17 protein-coding genes are annotated in these 21,384 nt (G+C 68.3%); 10 read left to right on the top strand and 7 right to left on the bottom strand.

The genetic code is table 11. The features are described from left to right. Nucleotides 1–87 precede the first annotated feature (87 nt). From CFB50_RS25320 to CFB50_RS25290, 7 genes are all read left to right on the top strand, one after another. Nucleotides 88–843 (top strand): Crp/Fnr family transcriptional regulator, encoded by a 756-nt coding sequence (locus CFB50_RS25320; RefSeq protein ID WP_174943712.1) that lies wholly within the window; start codon nt 88–90, stop codon nt 841–843. Nucleotides 844–1,071: 228 nt separating this feature from the next. Then, nucleotides 1,072–4,239 (top strand): efflux RND transporter permease subunit, encoded by a 3,168-nt coding sequence (locus CFB50_RS25315; RefSeq protein WP_089447559.1) that lies wholly within the window; start codon nt 1,072–1,074, stop codon nt 4,237–4,239. 36 nt (nt 4,240–4,275) lie between these two features. Then, nucleotides 4,276–5,505, top strand: a complete 1,230-nt coding sequence (locus tag CFB50_RS25310) for an efflux RND transporter periplasmic adaptor subunit (protein WP_089447558.1) — start codon at nt 4,276–4,278, stop codon at nt 5,503–5,505. A gap of 5 nt (nt 5,506–5,510) precedes the next feature. Further along, complete coding sequence (locus CFB50_RS25305) at nt 5,511–7,037, top strand: efflux transporter outer membrane subunit (RefSeq protein WP_089448413.1); 1,527 nt, start codon at nt 5,511–5,513, stop codon at nt 7,035–7,037. Between the two features lie 28 nt (nt 7,038–7,065). Then, complete coding sequence (locus CFB50_RS25300) at nt 7,066–7,761, top strand: heavy metal response regulator transcription factor (protein ID WP_011355331.1); 696 nt, start codon at nt 7,066–7,068, stop codon at nt 7,759–7,761. Continuing rightward, the gene (locus tag CFB50_RS25295; protein ID WP_089447557.1) at nt 7,758–9,197 is read left to right on the top strand and encodes a heavy metal sensor histidine kinase; all 1,440 of its coding nucleotides are present in this window, start codon (nt 7,758–7,760) and stop codon (nt 9,195–9,197) included. Before CFB50_RS25300 ends, CFB50_RS25295 begins: the two co-directional genes overlap by 4 nt. A 104-nt stretch (nt 9,198–9,301) precedes the next feature. Beyond that, entirely contained in the window at nt 9,302–9,889 is a 588-nt protein-coding gene (locus tag CFB50_RS25290; protein ID WP_089447556.1) for a LysE family translocator, read from the top strand. Between the two features lie 10 nt (nt 9,890–9,899). On the opposite strand, the gene CFB50_RS25285 is transcribed toward CFB50_RS25290, so the two are convergent. After that, complete coding sequence (locus tag CFB50_RS25285; protein WP_089448412.1) at nt 9,900–10,745, bottom strand: AraC family transcriptional regulator; 846 nt, start codon at nt 10,743–10,745, stop codon at nt 9,900–9,902. Between the two features lie 175 nt (nt 10,746–10,920). Here CFB50_RS25285 and CFB50_RS25280 point away from each other — a divergent pair, with 175 nt between their 5' ends. Then, on the top strand, nt 10,921–11,715 hold the full coding sequence (locus CFB50_RS25280; protein ID WP_089447555.1) for an SDR family NAD(P)-dependent oxidoreductase: 795 nt from the start codon (nt 10,921–10,923) through the stop codon (nt 11,713–11,715). 24 nt (nt 11,716–11,739) lie between these two features. Here CFB50_RS25280 and CFB50_RS25275 read toward each other — a convergent pair whose 3' ends face one another. From CFB50_RS25275 to CFB50_RS25255, 5 genes are all read right to left on the bottom strand, one after another. Next, nucleotides 11,740–12,114 (bottom strand): hypothetical protein, encoded by a 375-nt coding sequence (locus CFB50_RS25275; RefSeq protein WP_089442751.1) that lies wholly within the window; start codon nt 12,112–12,114, stop codon nt 11,740–11,742. A 214-nt stretch (nt 12,115–12,328) separates the two neighbouring features. After that, nucleotides 12,329–13,399 (bottom strand): AI-2E family transporter, encoded by a 1,071-nt coding sequence (locus CFB50_RS25270; protein ID WP_089447554.1) that lies wholly within the window; start codon nt 13,397–13,399, stop codon nt 12,329–12,331. Between the two features lie 129 nt (nt 13,400–13,528). After that, on the bottom strand, nt 13,529–14,638 hold the full coding sequence (locus tag CFB50_RS25265) for an NADH:flavin oxidoreductase/NADH oxidase (RefSeq protein ID WP_089447553.1): 1,110 nt from the start codon (nt 14,636–14,638) through the stop codon (nt 13,529–13,531). 142 nt (nt 14,639–14,780) lie between these two features. After that, complete coding sequence (locus CFB50_RS25260) at nt 14,781–15,467, bottom strand: type 1 glutamine amidotransferase domain-containing protein (RefSeq protein WP_089447552.1); 687 nt, start codon at nt 15,465–15,467, stop codon at nt 14,781–14,783. A gap of 417 nt (nt 15,468–15,884) precedes the next feature. Then, complete coding sequence (locus CFB50_RS25255) at nt 15,885–16,913, bottom strand: substrate-binding domain-containing protein (protein ID WP_089447551.1); 1,029 nt, start codon at nt 16,911–16,913, stop codon at nt 15,885–15,887. Between the two features lie 172 nt (nt 16,914–17,085). On the opposite strand from CFB50_RS25255, the gene CFB50_RS25250 reads away from it, so the two are divergent. After that, complete coding sequence (locus CFB50_RS25250; RefSeq protein ID WP_089447550.1) at nt 17,086–18,648, top strand: glycoside hydrolase family 68 protein; 1,563 nt, start codon at nt 17,086–17,088, stop codon at nt 18,646–18,648. Nucleotides 18,649–18,825: 177 nt separating this feature from the next. Continuing rightward, entirely contained in the window at nt 18,826–20,463 is a 1,638-nt protein-coding gene (locus CFB50_RS25245) for a glycoside hydrolase family 32 protein (RefSeq protein ID WP_089447549.1), read from the top strand. A gap of 96 nt (nt 20,464–20,559) precedes the next feature. On the opposite strand, the gene CFB50_RS25240 is transcribed toward CFB50_RS25245, so the two are convergent. Further along, nucleotides 20,560–21,309 (bottom strand): SDR family oxidoreductase, encoded by a 750-nt coding sequence (locus CFB50_RS25240; protein ID WP_089442587.1) that lies wholly within the window; start codon nt 21,307–21,309, stop codon nt 20,560–20,562. Between the last annotated feature and the right edge of the window lie 75 nt (nt 21,310–21,384).

Raw genomic sequence — 21,384 nt, 5'->3', positions numbered from 1 at the left:
GGGCGCTATTGTGAGCCGTCTGTCATCGAAACGACAGAGTGCCTTTCACGCGCTGCGCGTTATCCCTATCCTCGCAAACCCGCACCCATGCATGCCCCTCTCGTTGCCCCGCCCGACGCGCCCGCCCACCCGGCCGACGCGCTGCCCGAACCGGGCCCGCTGCCGGCGCTGGCCATGCTGTTCGGCCAGTGCGCCTGGTTCCGCACGCTCGCGCCCGAGCACCAGGCGCTCGTGCTCGCGCAGTCGCGCGTCGAGCAGTGCGAGGCCGGCGATGTGATCGCCCATCGGCTCGCGCCATCCGAATACTGGATCGGCGTGCACCGCGGGCTGCTGAAGCTCGCGATCTTCAACGCGTCGGGGCGCGGCTGCACGTTCTCCGGCGTACCGTCGGGCGGCTGGTTCGGCGAAGGCAGCGTGATCAAGCGCGAGCTGCGCAAGTACGAGGTCGTCGCGATCCAGCGCTCGACCGTGCTGTTCGTGCCGGTCGACACGTTCCATGCGCTGCTCGATACGAGCCTGCCGTTCACGCGCTTCGTGATCCATCAACTGAACAACCGGATGGGCGAGTTCATCGCGTCGATCCAGAACAGCCGGCTGCTCGACGTCGATGCGCGCGTCGCGCAGGCGCTCGCGCAGCTCTTCAACCCCGACCTGTACCCGGACACCGGCCCGTCGCTGTCGATCTCGCAGGAGGAACTGGGGATGCTCGTCGGCGTATCGCGGCAGCGCATCAACCAGGCGCTGCAGCAGCTCGAGAAGCTCGGCGCGCTGCGGCTCGCGTACAACCAGATCGACGTCGTCGATCTCGGTGCGCTCGCGCGCGTCGGGATGGAGCAGATCTGAGCGCGGGCCGATGAACGGAATCGCCATCGAAGCAGCACACCCATCCGGTATCGCGACCGTTTTCCGGCCGTCGCGCCGCGCTGCGTTTCCTCTGCCGAATCGGCAATCGGCCGCCCCGCCCCGACCTGACAATTCCGCCAGTTTCGCGACAGTAACCCGTTGCGGGCCGACGCCTATCATTCGGGTTCCATTTACCCACGCCTGATCACCGCCCGTCCCGCTGCCTCCATGTGGATCGTCAATCTCGCGCTCAAGCGCCCCTACACGTTCATCGTGATGGCCATCATGATCGTGCTGGCCACCCCGCTTGCGTTGATGCGCACGCCGGTCGACGTGCTGCCCGCGATCAACATTCCCGTGATCAGCGTCATCTGGAATTACAGCGGCTTCTCCGCGACCGAGATGACGAACCGCATCACGTCCGTGCATGAGCGGATCCTGACGACGACCGTCAACAACATCCAGCACGTCGAATCGACGTCGTTGCCCGGCATCGCGGTCGTGAAGGTGTTCCTGCAGCCGGGCGCGAACGTGCAGACGGCGATCGCGCAGACGGTCTCGTCCGCGCAGGCGATCGTGCGGCAGATGCCGCAGGGCGCGACGCCGCCGCTCGTGATCACCTATTCGGCGTCGAGCATCCCGGTGATCCAGCTCGGGCTGTCGAGCAAGACGCTCAGCGAACAGTCGCTCGCCGACATCGCGCTCAACTTCCTGCGCCCGCAACTGATCACGGTTCCGGGCGTGCAGATCCCGTTCCCGTACGGCGGCCGCACGCGCGTGGTCGCGATCGACCTCGATCCGCAGGCGCTGCAGTCGAAGGGGCTCACGCCCGCCGACATCGTCAACGCGGTCAACGCGCAGAACCTCGTGCTGCCGACCGGCACCGCGAAGATGGGGCAGACCGAATACCGGATCGACACGAACGCGTCGGCCGATACGGTCGCCGACATCAGCAGCCTGCCGGTCCAGACGATCAACGGCGCGACCACCTACCTGCGCGAGGTGGCGTCGGTACGCGACGGCTTCGCGCCGCAGACCAACGTCGTGCGTCAGAACGGCCAGCGCGGCGTGCTCATCTCGATCCTGAAAAGCGGCGATGCGTCGACGCTCAAGGTCGTGTCGGACCTGAAGACGCTGCTGCCGAGGGTGATCCCGACGCTGCCCGAAGGGCTCACGATCACGCCGCTGTTCGACCAGTCGGTGTTCGTCAACGCGGCCGTCCAGGGCGTGATCCACGAGGCGCTGATCGCCGCCGTGCTGACCGCGATGATGATCCTGCTGTTCCTCGGCAACTGGCGCAGCACGCTGATCATCGCGATCTCGATCCCGCTGTCGATCTTCACGTCGCTGATCGCGCTGTCCGCGCTCGGCGAGACCATCAACATCATGACGCTCGGCGGGCTCGCGCTCGCGGTCGGGATCCTGGTGGACGATGCGACCGTCACGATCGAGAACATCGAGCGGCACCTGCATCTCGGCACCAACCTTCACGACGCGATCCTCGAAGGCGCGGGCGAGATCGCGGTGCCCGCGTTCGTGTCGACGCTGTGCATCTGTATCGTGTTCGTGCCGATGTTCTTCCTGACGGGCGTCGCGCGCTTCCTGTTCGTGCCGCTCGCGGAAGCGGTCGTGTTCGCGATGCTCGCGTCGTACGTGCTGTCGCGCACGCTGGTGCCGACGCTCGCGATGCTGCTGTTCCGCGCGCAGCAGGCGGGCACCGGCCCCGACCATGCGACGTCGCGCTTCGCGCGCATCCATCACGCGTTCAACGCTGCGTTCGAGCGGCTGCGGGCGTGGTACATCGTGCTGCTCAGCATCCTGCTGGTGCGCCGCCGTTTCTACGCGACGTGCTTCCTCGGTTTCTGCGTGCTGTCGACGGGCCTCGTGTTCGTGCTCGGCCGCGACTTCTTCCCGAATGCCGATTCCGGCAACATCCGGCTGCACATGCGCGCGCCGACCGGCTACCGGATCGAGGAAACCGCGCGCCTCGCCGACCAGGTCGAGCGCGTGATCCGCGAAACCGTGCCGCCCGACGAACTCGGCGCGATCGTCGACAACCTCGGCCTGCCGGTAAGCGGCATCAACCTGTCGTACAGCAACGCGGGCACGATCGGCACGCTCGACGGCGAGCTGCTGATCGCGCTGAAGCCCGGCCACCGCGCGACCCAGCACTACGTGCAGGCGCTGCGCAAAGTGCTGCCCGAGCGCTTCCCGGGCGTCGAGTTCTTCTTCCAGCCGTCGGACATCATCACGCAGATCCTCAACTTCGGCCAACCGGCCGCGATCGACCTGCAGGTGCTCGGCAACGATCTCGCGAGTAACATGACTATTGCGAGCGGCCTGATGAAAAAGATCAGGCAAATCCCCGGCGCCGTCGACGTGCACGTGCTGCAACGTAACGACGAACCGACCCTGCTGGCCGACATGGACCGTACGCGCATGCAGCAGCTCAACCTCTCCGCGCAGAACGTCGCGCAGAACATGCTGATCTCGCTGTCCGGCAGTTCTCAGACCACGCCGTCGTTCTGGATCAACCCGCGCACCGGCGTCCAGTACCCGCTGCAGATCCAGACCCCGCAATACAACATCTCGTCAGTCGACGACCTGCTCGGCACACCGATCTCGGCGAGCGGCCGCACGGGCATGCCGCTGCAACTGCTCGGCAACCTCGTGCAGGTGCGCAGCACCGCGAACCCCGCCGTGATCACGCACTACAACATCCGCCCGGCGATCGACGTGTACGTGAGCGTCGAAGGCCGCGACCTCGGCGCGGTGGCCGGCGAGATCGACCGCATCGTGTCGAATGCGCGCGCGACGCTGCCGCGCGGCACCGAGCTGACGATGCGCGGCCAGATCGAGACGATGCGCACGTCGTATATCGGCCTCGGCGCGGGCGTCGCGATGGCGATCGTGCTGGTCTACCTGCTGATCGTCGTCAATTTTCAGTCGTGGCTCGACCCGCTGATCATCATCAGCGCGATGCCGGCCGCGCTCGCCGGCATCGTCTGGATGCTGTTCATCACCGGCACGCACCTGAGCGTGCCCGCGCTGACGGGCGCGATCATGACGGTGGGCGTCGCGACCGCGAACAGCATCCTGGTCGTGTCGTTCGCGCGCCAGCGCCTCGAGGCCGGCGCGCCGCCGCTCACGGCTGCGCTGGAAGCCGGCGCGACACGGATCCGGCCGGTGCTGATGACAGCGCTCGCGATGATCATCGGGATGGTGCCGATGGCGCTCGGTCTCGGCGAAGGCGCCGAGCAGAATGCACCGCTCGGCCGCGCGGTGATCGGCGGGCTGTTGTTCGCGACCGTGTCGACCTTGCTGTTCGTGCCGCTCGTGTTCGGCGGCGTGCATGCGCGGTTGGCCCGCCGGCGTGCGCGCCAGGCCGGCCACTGACTTTCGTCCCACTACCCGGTTGATTTGGTTGAATTCATGGAAGAGAAACATCACAGCGCCGTCGGCATCCAGGTGGACGAACACGGCATGCACCTGCCGACACGGTCGTCGGTGTCGCGACGCGGGAAAATCGTCCTGATCGTGATCGGCGTGCTGCTGGCCGCCGGCGCCGCGCGCACGGTCGTCGTCAACGTGCTGAACCACAATCGGCTCGACGCGGTCGCCCAGCAGAACACGCGCCAGTACGTGACCATCGCGCATCCGGTCGATGCGGCCACCGGCGGCAAGCTGACGCTGCCCGGCACGCTGCGCGGCTTCGTCGAGGCGCCGATCTACGCCCGCGCGAGCGGCTACGTGCTGCGCTGGCAGGCCGACATCGGCGCGCACGTGAAGCAGGGCCAGACGCTCGCCGAACTCGACACGCCCGAGCTGAACCAGGAACTCGCGCAGGCCACCGCGCAGCGCCAGCAGGCGCAAGCCGCACTCGCGCTCGCGAAAACGTCGTTCGACCGCGCGCAGCAGTTGCGCCAGCGCGATGCCGTCTCGCAGCAGGAACTCGACGACCGGCAAGGCGCGTTCAACCAGGGCACCGCGAACCTCGCCGCGGCCGATGCGAACATGCGCCGCCTCACCGAACTGAAAGGCTTCCAGCGGATCGTCGCGCCGATCGACGGGATCGTCACGCAGCGCAACGTCGACGTCGGCGATCTCGTCAGCTCCGGCAACGCGGGCCGCTCGCTGTTCACGGTCGTGCAGGCCGACCGGCTGCGCCTCTACGTGCAGGTGCCGCAGGCGTACGCGCAGCAGGTGAAGGTCGGCCAGCACGTGAGCGTCGCGCAGGCCGAGCTGCCGGGCCGGACCTTCGACGGGACGGTCACGCGCACGTCCGAGGCGATCGACGTCGCGACGCGCTCGCTGCAGATCGAGATCACGCTGCCGAACCCGGACGGCCGGCTGCTGCCCGGCGCGTACGTGCAGGCGACGCTGCCGATGACGCCGGTCGGCCGCCTGCAGGTGCCGGCCAATACGCTGCTGTTCCGCGCCGAAGGCCCGACGGTCGCCACCGTCGATGCGAATGGCCAGGTGCGCCTGAAGCAGGTGACGGTCGTGCGCACGATCGGGCAGACGCTCGAAGTCGACGGCCCGCTCACGCCGAATGACCGCCTCGTCACGAACCCGAGCGACGCGCTCGCGAACGGCGACCCGGTGATCGTCACGGCACCGGCCGCGAAGCCGGCCTCCGGCGCCGCGGAGGCGAAGTCGTGATCGCGATGCGCATCCGCCGGCGGCCTGCCGCCGTCTCCATCACGTCGGTTGCGCTCGCCGCCGCGCTCGCCGGCTGCACGGTCGGCCCTGATTACAAGCGGCCCGACGTCGACACACCGGCCGCGTGGCACCTCGACCCGGCGGATGCGTACTGGCATCCGGCCGCGCCGGCCCGCGCGCCGCTCGACCCGGCATGGTGGACCGCGTTCGGCGATCCGCAGCTCGATGCGCTTGAAGCCGACGCGCTGCGCAACAACCAGAACCTGAAGGCCGTCGCCGCGCGCTACGACCAGGCGAAGGCGACGCTCGCGTCGGTCGCCTCGGCGCAGTATCCGGCCGTCGGCCTGAACGCGAGCGGCCAGCGCTTCAAGATCTCCGCCGACCGGCCGCAGACCAACTACGCGACGAAAAGCACGTCGACCGTGCAGAACGAGATCCAGGTCGGCGCGGCCGTCAGCTACGAGCTCGACCTGTTCGGCCGCGTGCGGCGCAGCGTCGAATCGGCGCAGGCGACCACCGAGCAGGCCGGCGACGATTTCGCGAACGCGCGCCTGGTGCTGACCGCCAATCTCGCGTCGAGCTATTTCGCGCTGCGCGAATTCGATACCGAGATCGATGTCGTCAAGCGCTCGATCGACCTGCAGCAGAAAGCGCTCGACTACGTGAGCGCGCGCCACGACCTCGGCGCGGTGTCGGGCCTCGACCTGCTGCAGCAGCGCGCGCAGCTCGACGCGACGCGCACGCAGGCGCAGTTGCTGCTCCAGCAGCGCGTGCAGGTCGAAACCGCGATCGCGACGCTGGTCGGCACGCCGGCCCCCGCCTTCTCGATCGCGCCGCGCGTCGTGCCGATCAACGCGCCGGCGCTGCCGACCGGCCTGCCGAGCGACGTGCTGCAGCGGCGCCCCGACGTCGCGTCGGCCGAGCGCGCGATGGCCGCCGCGAATGCGCAGATCGGCGTCGCGCGCGCCGCGTATTTCCCGCGCATCACGTTGTCGCCCGATCTCGGCTGGGACGCGACGCGCTTCGCCGGCCTGTTCACCGTGCCGGCGTTGCTGTGGTCGGTCGGCGGGTCGCTCAGCCAGCCGCTGTTCCAAGGCGGCAAGCTGAAAGCCGGCGTCGATTTCGCGCAGGCCGGCTATGTCGCCGCGCAGGCCAGCTACCGGCAGACCGTACTCACCGCGTTCCAGGAGGTGCAGAATGCGGTCACGGGACTGTCGGTGCTCGCCGACGCCGCGCAGCAGGCCTCCGCGGCCGTCGACGATGCGCGCAAGCTCGTGTCGCTCGCGCAGGATCGCTACGCGGGCGGCCTGACGCCGTTCATCGACGTGCTGACGGCCCAACAGCAGTTGCTGACGAGCGAGCGCCAGGCCGTGCAGATCCAGGGCCAGCGCGCGGCGCTCGTCGTGTTTCTCGCGAAGGCGCTGGGCGGCGGCTGGGATGGCCAAGCCGCAGGCGGCCCCGCGCCGGCCGAGGTCGCCACGGCAGCGCCGGCGCCGGCCCCGGCGCCGGCTGCGGCGCACCCGAGCCCTTAACCGGATTACCCGGACAACGGATTCCCACATGAAAGTCCTGATCGTCGAAGACGAACCGAAAGTCGTTGAATACCTGAAGAGCGGCCTGACCGAGGAAGGCTGGGTCGTCGACACCGCGCTCGACGGCGAGGACGGCGCGTGGAAAGCCGTCGAATTCGACTACGACGTCGTCGTGCTCGACGTGATGCTGCCGAAGCTGGACGGCTTCGGCGTGCTGCGTGCACTGCGCGCGCAGAAGCAGACGCCCGTCATCATGCTGACCGCGCGCGACCGCGTCGACGACCGCGTGCGGGGCTTGCGCGGCGGCGCCGACGACTACCTGACCAAGCCGTTCTCGTTCCTCGAACTGATCGAGCGGCTGCGCGCGCTGACGCGCCGCGCCCGTGTGCAGGAATCGACGCTGATCTCGATCGGCGACCTGCGGGTCGACCTGATCGGCCGCCGCGCGACCCGCGACGGCACGCGGCTCGACCTGACCGCGCAGGAATTCCAGCTGCTCGGCGTGCTCGCACGGCGCAGCGGCGAGGTGCTCTCGAAGACGACCATCGCCGAACTCGTGTGGGACGTGAACTTCGACAGCAACGCGAACGTCGTCGAAACGGCGATCAAGCGCCTGCGCGCGAAACTCGACGGCCCGTTCACGGACAAGCTGCTGCACACGATCCGCGGCATGGGCTACGTGCTCGAGGCGCGCGAGGACGGCGACACCGAGAGGCCCGCATGAAACGCTCGATCGTCCTGCGGCTGTCGGCGATGTTCGGCATCGTGTCGCTGCTCGTGTTCACGCTGGTGGGCTGCGGGCTGTTCGTGATGATGGAGCGCCAGCTGTTCGCCGAGCTGCGCGCGACGCTCGATACGCGCACCAAGGTTGCCGAGATGATCGTGTCGCATGCGACCACGGCCATGCGCGGGCGGCTCATGCAGGAAAAGCTCGCCGACCTCGAGCCGCCCGACGGCTCGACGCACTACCAGGTCGACAGCCCGAATCCGGATTTCCGCTTCGGCACGCCCGTCGACGGCGTGCCCGTCGGCGCACCGTTCGGCGCGTTCCAGCGCTACGCGCTGAACCACAGCACCTACGACGTGATGACGAAGACCGTCATGGTGGCCGGTAACGGCGAGCGGCCGACGCTGAAGCTGATCGTCGCCAGCTCGTGCGAGCGCACGCAGCGGATGCTGCGCCGCTTCGGCTGGACGCTCGCGGGGCTGATCGCGATCGCCACGATCATCACGCTGCTGCTGAGCCGCGCGGTGGCCCGCTTCGGGCTCGCGCCGCTCGACCGGCTGTCGCAGGACGCATCGGCGATCAGCCTCGCGAACCGCCGCCAGCGGCTGCAGACCGACGCGCTGCCGCCCGAGCTGCGCGACCTCGCGACGTCGTTCAACGGTGCGCTCGACCGCATCCAGCAAACCTACGCACGGCTCGAGGCGTTCAACGCGGACGTCGCGCACGAGCTGCGCACGCCGGTCAGCATCCTGATCGGCCAGACCCAGGTCGCGCTGACCAGCCGCGACCGCACGGTCGAGCGGATGCAGCGGACGCTGCAGTCGAACCTCGAGGAATTCGAGCGGCTGCGCGTGATCATCAACGACATGCTGTTCCTGTCGCGCAGCGACCGCGGCGAACGCGCGACCGACCTGAAGGACGTGTCGCTCGCCGACGAAGTGCGGCGCATGCTCGACTTCCTCGAAATTCCGCTCGACGAGGCGCAGTTGCGCGCCGAGCTGCACGGCGATGCGCGCGCGGCCGTCGATCCGTCGCTATTCCGCCGCGCGATGACGAACCTGCTGATCAACGCGATCCAGCATTCGGCGCCCGGCGCGACGCTCAGCGTGACGATCGTGCGTCGCGACACGCTCGTCGAAATGTCCGTCGCGAACCCCGGCGAGCCGATCGACCCGGCCCGGCGCTCGCACGTGTTCGAGCGCTTCTACCGGCTCGAGGAAGCCCGCGCCAACAGCAAGGAGAACCACGGGCTCGGGCTGTCGATCGTCAAGGCCGTCGCCGAGATGCACGGCGGCAGCGTATTCGTCGCCTGTTCCGGCGGCATCAACACGTTCGGGTTCTCGGTATCGACGAAACCCTGCGCCGGCGGCCCGCTGCCCCCGGCCGACAGGCACGAGACCCGGCCGGCGCACGCGCCAAGCGCGCTGCACTGACGGCGGCCCTGCGGCCGCCGGACGAGGGCAGTTTTCTTCAATACGGGCCCGTGCGGCTCCCGTAGTCTCGATGCGACTTTCGACCTTTCGCATGGAGACATCCAATGAGCATGCTGGTTTCGATGGCCGCGTTCGCGCTCGCCTCGTCGATCACCCCCGGTCCCGTCAACATCGTCGCGCTCAGTGCCGGCGCACGCCACGGCCTCGGCGCGAGCCTGCGCTATGCGGCCGGCGCGACGCTCGGGTTCGTCGCGCTGTTCCTGCTGATCGGCCTCGGGCTGCACGCGGCGCTCGCGCGCTGGCCGATGCTGACGACCGCCACGCAATGGTCGGGAATCGCGTTCCTGCTGTATATGGCGCTGCGGCTCGCGCTCGATGACGGCCGGCTGTCGGCCGACCAGGACGTGGCCGGCCCGTCGGCGGCCGCCGGCGCGGCGATGCAATGGCTGAATCCGAAGGCGTGGCTCGCGTGCGTTGCCGCGATGGGCGCGTATGCGGCCGATGGCGACCGCACGCAGGTCTGGCAGTTCGCCGCGCTGTATCTGGTGATCTGTTTCGCGTCGATCGCGTGCTGGTCGTATGCGGGTGCGTCGCTGCGGCATCGGCTGGCGAACGCGCGGCACATGCGCGTGTTCAACCGGCTGATGGCGCTGCTGCTCGCGGGCAGCGCGCTCTTCCTGCTCGACGCCTAGGGGTTGCTGTTCAGCTCGTCGCGCTGCGGTACTGGCCGGGCGTCGCCGCCGCGATCCGCCGGAACGCGCGCTGGAAGTGCGCCTGGTCGGCGAAGCCCGCGTCCAGCGCGACCTCGGCGATCGGCCGGCCGCGGCGCAGCTCCGTGCGGCCGTACTGCACGCGGCGATCGATCAGGAAGGCATGCGGCGTCATCCCGTAGCGGGCGTTGAACGCGCGGATCAGGTAAGACGGCGACAGATCGGCCGCCGTGCAGATCGCATCGAGCGTGACGCCCTCACGGCAATGTGCGGCGATGTAGTCGGCCGCGCGCGCGAGCCGGGCGTTGTCGTCCCCGGCGCGCGGGCCGGGCAGTTCGCGATCGAGCGCGCCGTGCAGCGCCGTGAAGAATTCGACCGCCGCGCTCTCCTTGCCGAGCGGATCGATGCCGGGCGCGACGAGCGTGCGGTAGAAGCCGCCAAATTGCGCGAACAGATCGCGCCGCTCCGTCAACTTCTGCGAAAAGCCGTGAAAATCGCTGTTCGGATCGCGACCGAGCGAATGCTGAAGCCGCGCGAGCCACGGCACGTCGACATAGACCATCCGGTACGCCCATGCGTCGGCGCCATACGGATTGCACGCATGCACCTGTTCCGGATCGATGACCACGAGCACGCCGCGCCCGACGTGCTCGTTCGTCGCGCCGTTCACGTAGGTGCTCGTGCCGCCGACGATCGCGCCCACCGAAAACGTGTCGTGCGTGTGCTTCGCGTAACAGATCGCGCGGCCGTCGTCGACGGTGCGCGCCTCGATGAACGGCAGCGCGGCGTCACGCCAGAACGGCGACGGGACGACGGATCGGTTGGCGGTACGGCTCACGCGGCGGGCTCCCGGTTCGGACGGCGAACGCTCACCGTACAAGACTGTGCGGCGCCGCGCAACCGGATCGGCGGATTGCAGCTTCAATACCGGATCGCGCCGTTTCGCCTAAGCTTTGAATTCCGTCCGCCGCGGCACGCGCAGCGATTCCGTTCATTCCTCTCCCGTCACGCACATGCATATCGATCTGAAAGGCAAGACCGCGGTCGTCACCGCCTCCACCGCCGGCATCGGGCTCGCGATCGCCGAAGGGCTCGCGCGCGCCGGCGCGCGCGTCGTCGTCAACGGCCGCAGCGATGCGTCGGTGCAGTCCGCGCTCAAGCACCTGCGCGCCGCCATCCCCGATGCAGACTTCGACGGCGTCGCGGCCGACCTGTCCGATGCCGCCGGCGTTGCGCGCATCACGCAGCACACAGCCGCGGCCGACATCCTCGTCAACAACGCGGGCATCTACGGCCTGAAGGCGTTCTTCGACATCGACGACGCCGAATGGGACCACTATTTCCAGACCAACGTGATGTCCGGCGTGCGCCTCGCGCGGCATTACCTGAAGGGGATGATCGAACGCAATGCCGGGCGCATCGTGTTCATTTCGTCGGAATCGGGCCTGAACATCCCGGTCGACATGATTCATTACGGTTTCACGAAAACGGCGCAGCTGTCGATCGCACGCGGCCTCGCGAAGCTCGCGGCCGGCACCCACGTGACCGTCAACTCGGTGCTGCCGGGGCCGACGATGTCGGACGGCGTGCGGGCACTGCTGAAGGAAACGGCCGACGAAACCGGCCGCAGCGTCGAGGACGTCGCCGTGGATTTCGTGCGCAACCACCGCTCGAGCTCGATCATCCAGCGGCCGGCGACGCCGGAGGAAGTCGCGAACATGGTCGTCTACGTGTGCTCGCCGCTCGCCTCGGCAACGACGGGCGCCGCGTTGCGGGTGGACGGCGGCGTGGTCGACACGATCGCGTAACGGCGAACGGGCAAGGCCGCCGCGCTAGCGCGAGGCGGCCTTGCCCGGCTGAAGCGTGCCCTTGCGGTCGGCGTTCATGCAGGAATCGAAGCCGTATTGCGTGACGACGCCGGCCCTGTCGAACACGACGAAATACTCGCGGTGATCGTTGCCGTGCTCGATGAAGTAGTTGTAGCAGACACCGTTGCCGTTGCGGACCATCCAGACACTGCGCGGATTGCCGGCGGCCCGGACGACATCGGCGCGTGTCGCGCCGTGCCGCGACGCGGCCCTCGCGAGCGGCGTGCGCGAATACGAGAATGGCAGCCACGAGTCGAACCACGCGCAACCGTGCAACATCAGGCAGCTGGCGGCCAGGGACAGCGTCGCTGCGGGACGGGACATCGTAATCAATCGCATGCTTGGGAAAATCGGCCGCGCCATGCCGGCGTAATCGAAAGCCCCATGCTACTCGACCTTTGGGTCCGGATCGAAAAGAAATGTAGAGATCTTTATCCGAATCCTGGCATTGCATACTCCGGCACCAGCCTGATCGGCGCCCGTTGCGGCGGCCGACGCGCGCTTGAACATGCATCCGTACCGCCGCTTCATGCCGCCGCCCCGGCATGCATCGTCATGCAATCCACTCGGCCCACAGCATCGTCAGCACCGTCATCAGCGCGGGGCCGACGAACAGCCCGATCAGGCCGAACGTCTCGGCACCGCCGAGGATGCCGAACAGCACGAGCAGGAACGGCAGCCGCGCAGAACTGCCGATCAGCACCGGCCGCACGAAGTGCTCGGCGACGAACACGACGACGAACCCGAGCACGGCCACCACGATGGCCCACATGGTCGCGCCCTGCACGAACAGCCAGAGCGCGGCGCCGCAGAACACGACGGGGGCGCAGAACGGCAGCATCGCGGCGATCGCCGTGACGAGGCCGAGCAGTGCCGCATGCGGGACGCCGGCCAGCGCATACGCGATACCGAGCAGCGCGCCCTCGCCGAGCCCGACGACGACGAGCCCCGTCACCGTGCCGAACACGGCCGCGACCATCCGCTCGATCAGCTCCGCGCCGCTGCGCCCGAACGCGCGCCGCGCGCCCTGCAGCAATGCCCCCGACAGCTTGTGGCCGGCGCGCAGGATCACGAACAGCGTGACGAGCATGAAGCCGAATTCGAGCAGCGCGTGCGCGAGCTTCGTGCCGAACTGCCGGCCGAACGCGAGGAATTTCTCGCTGTTGACGCCGTGCATCGCGGTGGCCGCATGCAGCGGATGGGCGAGGTTGGTCTGCCACCATTCGGTGATCTGCGCCGCGCCGTAAGGCAGCCGGGCGACCACCTCCGGCACCGGGATGCCGTTGTCCTGGATCGTGCGCAGCCACTCGCGCAGGTCGTGCGCCTGTCCGATCGCCTGGGTCGCCGCGACGGCCACCGGCAGCACGACCAGCAACGAGATCGCCGCCGTGATGACGAGCGCGATGAGCGTCGGGCGGTTGCGGAACAGCCGGTGCGATTCGAAGCGCTTCAGCATCGGCCACATCGCGATGGCGATCACGCAGGCCCACGCGATGGCGGGAATGAAATCGCGGATCACCCACAGCGCGATCACCAGCAGCGCCGCAACCAGCACGGCGCGGGAGACCTGCTGCGTGCGCGGCCGAGCGGCGGGCTCGGGAGACGACGGGACATGCGCGCCCATGGCACCTCTGTCGAAATGAAAAAAATGGCGGTTCGCGCAGGCAACCGGCCTGCGCGAACCGCCATTCTATCCATCGGCGCCGGATCGGCGGCGCATGTGATGCGCGCGCCGCCCCGGCGCCCCGCCCCCTCAGGCCACCTTGTCGGCGGTCCGGTAACGCTCGAGCCAGTGCGCGTACGGTGCGGGCAGCGTCCACGACGGACGCTCGACGCCGAGTTGCTTGGCCGCGTAGTACGGCCAGTGCGGGTCGGCCAGATGCGCGCGGCCGACCATCACGAGATCGAGCTGCTCCTCCGCTACCACGCGGTTCGCCAGTTGCGGCGTGTCGATCCCCCACGCGGACGACACCGGCAGCCCGGCCTCGCGGCGCACGCGCTCGGCGATCGGCGCGAGGAACGCCGGGCCCCACGGGATTTGCGCGTCGGGCGTCGAGAAACCGATCGACACGCTCAGCATGTCGAGCCCTTCCCGCTTCAGCCGCTGCGTGAGCGCGATCGACTCGGCGAGCGTCTCCTCGTCGCGGCCGTCGTACTCGATCACGCCGAAACGCGCGGTCAGCGGCAGATGCTCCGGCCACACCTTGCGCACGGCCGCCAGCGTCTCGACGAGGAAGCGGCCGCGATTCTCGGCCGAGCCGCCGTATTCGTCGTCACGCTGGTTCGCATGCACCGAGAAGAAGCTCTGGCCGAGATAGCCGTGCGCGAAGTGCAGTTCGAGCCATTCGAAACCCAGGTCGCGCGCGCGCTTGGCCGACGCAACGAAGTCGGCCTGCACGCGTGCGATGTCGTCGCGCGTCATCGCGCGCGGCGTCTTCGGCAGATGCGCGCCGAACGGCACGGCCGACGGCGCGATGGTTTGCCAGCCGCGCGGATCGCCGTCGACGATGTGGTCGTCGCCTTCCCACGGGCGGTTCGCGCTCGCCTTGCGGCCCGCGTGCGCGATCTGGATGCCCGGCACCGCGCCGGCCGCCTTGATCGCCGCGACCGACGGCGCGAACGCTTCGGCCTGCGCATCGTTCCACAGCCCCGCGCAGCCCGGCGTGATGCGCCCTTCCGGCGACACGGCCGTCGCCTCGGCGATCACGAGGCCCGCACCGCCACGCGCGATGCCGGCCAGATGCACGTGATGCCAGTCGTTGACGACGCCGTCCTCGGCGACGTACTGGCACATCGGCGGCACCGCGATGCGGTTGCGCAGCGTGACATCCTTGAGTTTGAACGGTTCGAACAGGGCAGACATCCACGGCTCCTTTGCTTGGTTCTGCAAAACGACTGGAAACGCGTCGAGCAATGTGCACGACGGAACGATTCGCGCCGTCGACGGGCCGGCCTGCGCCCGGCGACGGATACGGGATGGCGCCGGCCCGGCCGGCGCCCTTGGCTCAACGGCGGCCGAGCTGCGCGAGCAGCGCCTCGGCGGCAGGCTCCGACGACGCGGGGTTCTGCCCCGTGATCAGCAGCCCGTCGGTGACGACATGCGGCGCCCAGTCGGCGCTGCGCTCGAACTCCGCGCCGTTGGTCTTAAGCATGTCCTCGACGAGGAACGGCACGACTTCCGTCAGTTCGACGGCCGCTTCCTCGCTGTTGGTGAAGCCCGTCACACGCTTGCCGCGCACGACCGATTCGCCGGTCTGCGGGTTCTTCACGTGACGCAGCACGCCCGGCGCGTGGCACACGGCCGCGACCGGCTTGCCGGCCGCCAGCGCGCGCTCGATCAGGCCGATCGAATGCAGATCCTCGGCGAGATCCCACAGCGGGCCATGCCCGCCCGGGTAGAACACGGCGTCGTAGTCGTCCACCGACACGTCGGTCAGCTTGCGCGTCGAAGCCAGTTCGGCCTTGGCCGCCGCATCGGCGTCGAAGCGGCGCGTCGCGTCGGTCTGGGCCGTCGGATCGCTGCTTTTCGGGTCGAGCGGCGGCTGGCCGCCCTTCGGCGACGCGAGCGTCAGCTCGACGCCCGCATCCTTGAACGTGTAGTACGGCGCGGCCAGTTCCTCGAGCCAGAAGCCGGTTTTCTTGCCGGTGTCGCCGAGCGTGTCGTGCGAGGTCAGGACAACCAGAATCTTCATGATCGGACACTCCTTCGAAAAATGGATGACAGGAACGGGGCCGCTCGACCGGCAAATCCGGCCGGTCAGCGCGGCACGCCTGTGGGTTAGTCAGCTGTGACGCGTCAACGTGCGACCCGTGTATCCGAATGCGACTTGCGTCTATTAGACCAGTCGTCTAGGACAATTCGAAATAAAACGACGGCGTCTCGCTGCACCACCAGCATCGCAGCGCGAAATGGCATTCAAATGGCATTTTCGCGTCTTCGTTGCCTGCGCCGCGGACGTCGTCGCATTCATGGGAACGGATGATAGCCTCGGATTAGACCGGTCGTCTAGTAAACGGGCAATCGCCCCTGCCGTCGTCATGGCCTTTTCCGTGGAGCGCGATCCGCCGGCGTCTGCCGTCGCTCACGCCCCTCACCGGCGCCGCGGCGGCTAGCCGCGCAACGGACCGTCCGTGTCGCCCGCCTCGATCGCCGGTGCTTCGAGCCGCTGCTCGCGAACCCCGTCGCCCAGCAGCCGCAGCATCAGTTCCGCCAGTGCGCGCCCCGACGCGTGGCCGGTCGGCTGCACGACCGCCGTCACGCGATACGGATGCGCGAGGTCCGGAGGCACGCCGTCGTAGACGATCAGCGACATGTCCTCGCCCAGGCGCAGCCCGCTGTCCACGAGCGCCCGAAACGCGCCGCCGCCCGCGATATTATTGTCGACCAGCAGCGCCGTCGGCCGCTCGGTGCGCGCGAGCAGCGCCCGCGCCGCCTGCAACCCGCCGTCGTGCGTAAACGGGCACTCGACCAGCAGTGCCGGATCCGGCTCGATGCCGGCTTCGCGCAGGGCCGACAGATAGCCGGCACGGCGCTGCGCGGCGAAATTCAGTGCCAGCGGCGCGCTGATCATCGCAATGCGCCGGTGCCCGAACGCCGTCAGCCGACGCACCGCGTCCCGCGCGCCGGCCTCGTTGTCGAAATCGAACCACGCATACGGCTCGGCCACCTGCGTCCGGCCGTAGGCCACGTACGGGAACGCGCTCGCCTGCAAGTACGCGATGCGCGGATCGTCGACCCGCGTGCGCGCGACGATCAGCCCGTCGACGAGCTTGCCGTCGACGATGCGCCGATAGGTGTCCAGTTCCGCATTCGGCCGCGCCGACGCGATGATGAAATCGAGATTGCGTTCCGCGAGCCGCTCCGTGATACCCGCGACGACCTCGCCGAAACGCGGATCGCCGAGATCGCCCGCGCCGAACGGATAGACGATGCCGATCATGTCGGCCCGGCCGGTCGCCAGCCGGCGCGCGGTCGGATCGGCCACGTAGCCCATTTCCCGCGCGGCCTTCGCCACGCGCTCGCGCGTCGCCTCGCTGACGTCGTCGTAACCGTTCAGCGCGCGACTGACCGTCGTCCGCGACAGCCCGAGCGCGTCCGATAGCGCCTTCAGATTCACCTTCACCGTCGTTCCTCGCACTCGATGCGCCGCGCGGCATGCCGCTGACCGGCAATTATTTCCGCTCGGTAGTGATTACCGTCAAATAACTATCTTTTGACGCCCAAACCGGTTTGAATTAGCATCCAAACCGGTTTGGACATCGATGCCCACTCAGCCGTTCACTTTCACCTTTCCTGGAAACGACGACGAGATGACATACTTTTCCCTTTTCCGCCCGACGGCGGCCCAACGCTTGTTCCTCGCTGGCGGCGCACTCGCCGCCTTCGCGTCCGTCGCGCACGCGCAGTCCAGCGGCACGGGCGCGCCCGTGCCCACGCCCCATACGCAGCAGGCCTACGATCCCGAAGGCAACTTTACGATGCGCTGGACGCGGGCGGACATCCGCCAGATCGTCGCGCAGTCGCATACCGCCGGTGCCGACAAGAACTCGCTGCCGCAGGCGCTGACGATGCCGGACATCCCGCAGGATTTCCCGCTGATCAACTCGAACGTGTGGGTGTGGGACACGTGGCCGCTGGCCGACCTGCGCGCGAACCAGCTCAGCTACAAGGGCTGGGAGGTGATCTTCTCGCTCACCGCCGATCCGCACGCGGGTTACACGTTCGACGACCGTCACGTCCATGCGCGCATCGGCTTCTTCTACCGCCGCGCGGGCATCCCCGCGTCGCAGCGCCCCGCGAACGGCGGCTGGACCTGGGGCGGCCACCTGTTCCCGGATGGCGCGAGCGCCAAGGTGTTCGGCACGTCACCGATGACCAACAACGCCGAATGGTCGGGCTCGGCACGCCTCACGAACGGCGACAACGTCAGCCTCTACTACACCGCGACGTCGTTCAACCGCTCGGCGCCCGGCGGCGCCGACATCACGCCGCCGCAGGCGATCATCACGCGCGCCGACGGCCATATCCACGCCGACGCCACGCATGTCTGGTTCAGCGGCTTCGACGATCACAAGGCGCTGCTGCAACCGGACGGCAACTACTATCAAACCGGCCAGCAGAACACCTACTTCTCGTTCCGCGATCCGTTCGTGTTCACCGATCCCGCGCACCCGGGCAAGACCTACATGGTCTTCGAGGGTAATACGGGCGGCCCGCGCGGCGCACGCACCTGCACCAACGCGGATCTCGGCTACGCGCCGAACGATCCGTACAAGGAAGATCTCAACGCGGTGATGAATTCGGGCGCAGTGTATCAAAAGGCCAATGTCGGCCTGGCGATCGCGACGAACCCGCAATTGACCGAGTGGAAGTTCCTGCCGCCGATCCTGTCGGCGAACTGCGTCGACGACCAGACCGAGCGCCCGCAGATCTACCTGAAGGACGGCAAGTACTACCTGTTCACGATCAGCCACCGCACGACGATGGCGGCCGGCGTCGACGGGCCGGACGGCGTGTACGGCTTCGTGGGCAACGGCATCCGCAGCGACTTCCTGCCGCTGAACGGCGGCAGCGGCCTCGTGCTCGGCAACCCGACGGACTTCTCCGCGCCGGCCGGCGCGCCGTATTCGCAGGATCCGAACCAGAATCCGCGTGAATTCCAGTCGTATTCGCACTACGTGATGCCGGGCGGGCTCGTCGAGTCGTTCATCGATGCGATCGGCCCGCGCCGCGGCGGCACGCTCGCGCCGACGGTGAAGGTCAACATCAACGGAACGTCGACGGCGGTCGACCGCGCCTATGGACGCGGCGGGCTCGGCGGCTACGGCGACATTCCGGCGAACCTGCCTGCAACGGGAGCCGGCCACAACTGACGGCAAACAGGGTAACCAACCATAACGAAAGCCGGTAAAGGCACGGGGTTGAGGAGGCGCTCATCGCGCGTGTCGTGTGTGCGCCTCCCTTTTTTCTTTGGACCATCGCGCATGCCGCCGTTGAAAACGGCATGCGCCCTCCTTTCCCGCTTCGCCCGACGAAGCACGGGACCGCGCATGAATTCGACGTCTTTCCGCTTTTCCTTCCTGATCGCCCGGCTGCTGCTCGCCTGCCTGGCGTGCACGCAGGCCGCCGCCGCACCGTGCAGCGCACCGGCCGACCCAGGCACGCCGCAATGGCGGCCCGCGCTCCACTACACGCCGCAGCGCAACTGGATGAACGACCCGAACGGGCTCGTCTACGACAACGGCCGCTATCACCTGTTCTATCAATACAATCCGCTCGGCAACGACTGGGGCAACATGTCGTGGGGCCACGCGACGAGCACCGACCTCGTCCACTGGCGCGAGCAGCCGGTCGCGATGCGCGCGAACGCGACTGAGGAAATCTTCTCCGGCTCGATCGTCGCCGACACGCTCAATACGTCCGGCCTGGGCCAACCGGGCCACACACCGCTCGTCGCGCTTTATACGAGCGTGTACAAGGCAGGCTCCGGTCACGCACCGGGCGTCCAGGCGCAGTCGCTGGCGTACAGCCTCGATCAAGGCGCGACCTGGCAGCCGTACGCACGCAATCCGGTGCTGACGCTCGATCCGGAATCGAAGCAATTTCGCGATCCGAAAGTGTCGTGGTATGCGCCGGGCGGCTACTGGCTGATGACGACGGTCGTCGCCGACGCGCACGTCGTGAAGCTCTATCGCTCGGACGACCTGATCCACTGGAATTTCCTGAGCGACTTCACGCGGCCGGGCGTGCCGCACGACGGCGCGCTGTGGGAAATGCCCGACCTCGTACCGCTGCCGCTCGACGGCGACCCCGCACGCATCCGGTGGGTCATGATCGTCAACGTCAATCCGTGGTCGATCGCCGGCGGCTCCGGCGCGATGTACTTCGTCGGCGACTTCGACGGCCGCACGTTTACGCCGGATCGCATTGCGCCCGCCGGCTCCGATCCCGCGCAATTCCGCTGGGTCGACCATGGCGCGGACTTCTACGCAGCCGGCACCTTCTCGGGCGCGCCCGGCTCCCGGCCGGTCGCGATCGCGTGGATGAGCAACTGGGATTACGCGGCGAAAGTGCCGACCACGCCGTGGCGCGGCGCGACGACCCTGCCGCGCGAACTGTCGCTGAAAACGATCGACGGCGAACCGACGCTCATCGTCACACCGGCCGCCGCGTTCGATGCCTGGGCGGACGGCAGGCCCGCCGTGCATGAAGGCGATCTCGCGGTCGATTCCACGACTCGCGTGCTGTCGGCCGCGACGCGCGGCGTCGTCCAGCGCATCACGGTCACGATCGCGCCGCAGCATGCGGCACGGGCGGGCCTGATCGTCCGGCGCTCGGCGGATGGCTCGGTCGGCACCCGGATCGTGTACGACACGTCAAAGGGCACGCTGACGCTCGACCGCTCGCAGTCCGGCGAAACGAATTTCGCCGACACGTTCAGCCGCGAACACATCGTGGACCTGCCGCTCGAGCACGGGCAGTTGCGGCTCGAGATCGTCGTCGATCGCGGTTCGGTCGAAGTGTTCGCGAACGGCGGCCGCGTGGCGCTCACGGACCTGATCTTCCCGCCGCTCGATGCGGATCGCGTTGCCGTGTTTGCCGAACACGGCCGCGCGACGTTCTCCGGGCTCACGGTGACGCAGCTCGAAGCCGGTGGTGACAGGCATGGCGCCTGTGCGGCGCGATAGATGCGATGGGCGGACGGCCGTTGGTCCCGCATGCGACGGGGGCTCTCCGACCGGCATCACGCCGGTCGGTGATAGCCCCCGCCGGCGCCCCACCGATCAGAGCAAGCCCATCCCGCCCGACGCGATGATCTCCGCGCCGACGATGAACGCGGATTCGGGCGCGCTGAGGTGCAGCACCGTCGACGCGATCTCGTCCGGCGTGCCGAACCGGCCGACCGGGACGAGGCCCTTGATCTTCTCTGCCGTTTCGTCGAGCGTGGCCGCGTCGAGCCCGAGCTTGCCGTAGAGCGGCGTCTGCACGGGCCCGGGGCTCACGACGTTCACGCGCACGCCGTGCGGCAGCAACTCCGTCGACAGCGTCTTCGCGAACGAATTGACGGCCGCCTTGCTCGCCGCATACACCGACGAGCCGGGCATCCCGATATGCGCGTTGATCGAGCCGTTGATCACGATCGACGCGCCCCGGTTCAGCAGCGGCACCAGCGACTGGATCTGGAAATACGCGCCCTTCACGTTGGTGTTGAACACGAGATCCCACATGGCCTCGTCGCTGTCGGCGAACGGCGCGAGTTTCGCGACGCCCGCGTTGATGAACACGGCGTCGAGCCGCGCCCCCGCCGACGCGATCGCATCGGCCAGCGCGCGGGCCGACGCGACGCTGCCGGCCTCGTTGCGGATCGCGAGCGCGTCTGCGCCGAGCGTTTGCCGCGCGGCCTCGAGCGTCTGCGCATCGCGCCCGGTGATGATGACGCGCGCACCTTCGGCCGCGAATGCCTTGGCGGCTGCCAGGCCGATACCGCTATTACCCCCCGTGACGAGGACCGTCTTTCCTTCGAAGCGTTGCATGATGTTCTCCTGTGAACCGGTGAGTTGACCGTGAACACAGGATGCGCGCGCCGCCCGGTCATGCCGTACGACGGG

Source organism: Burkholderia sp. AU33423, assembly GCF_002223135.1.
Lineage (GTDB): Bacteria > Pseudomonadota > Gammaproteobacteria > Burkholderiales > Burkholderiaceae > Burkholderia > Burkholderia lata_D.
The sequence above is the reverse complement of the archived record's forward strand: the minus strand, read 5'-3'. Positions and strand labels throughout refer to the sequence as shown.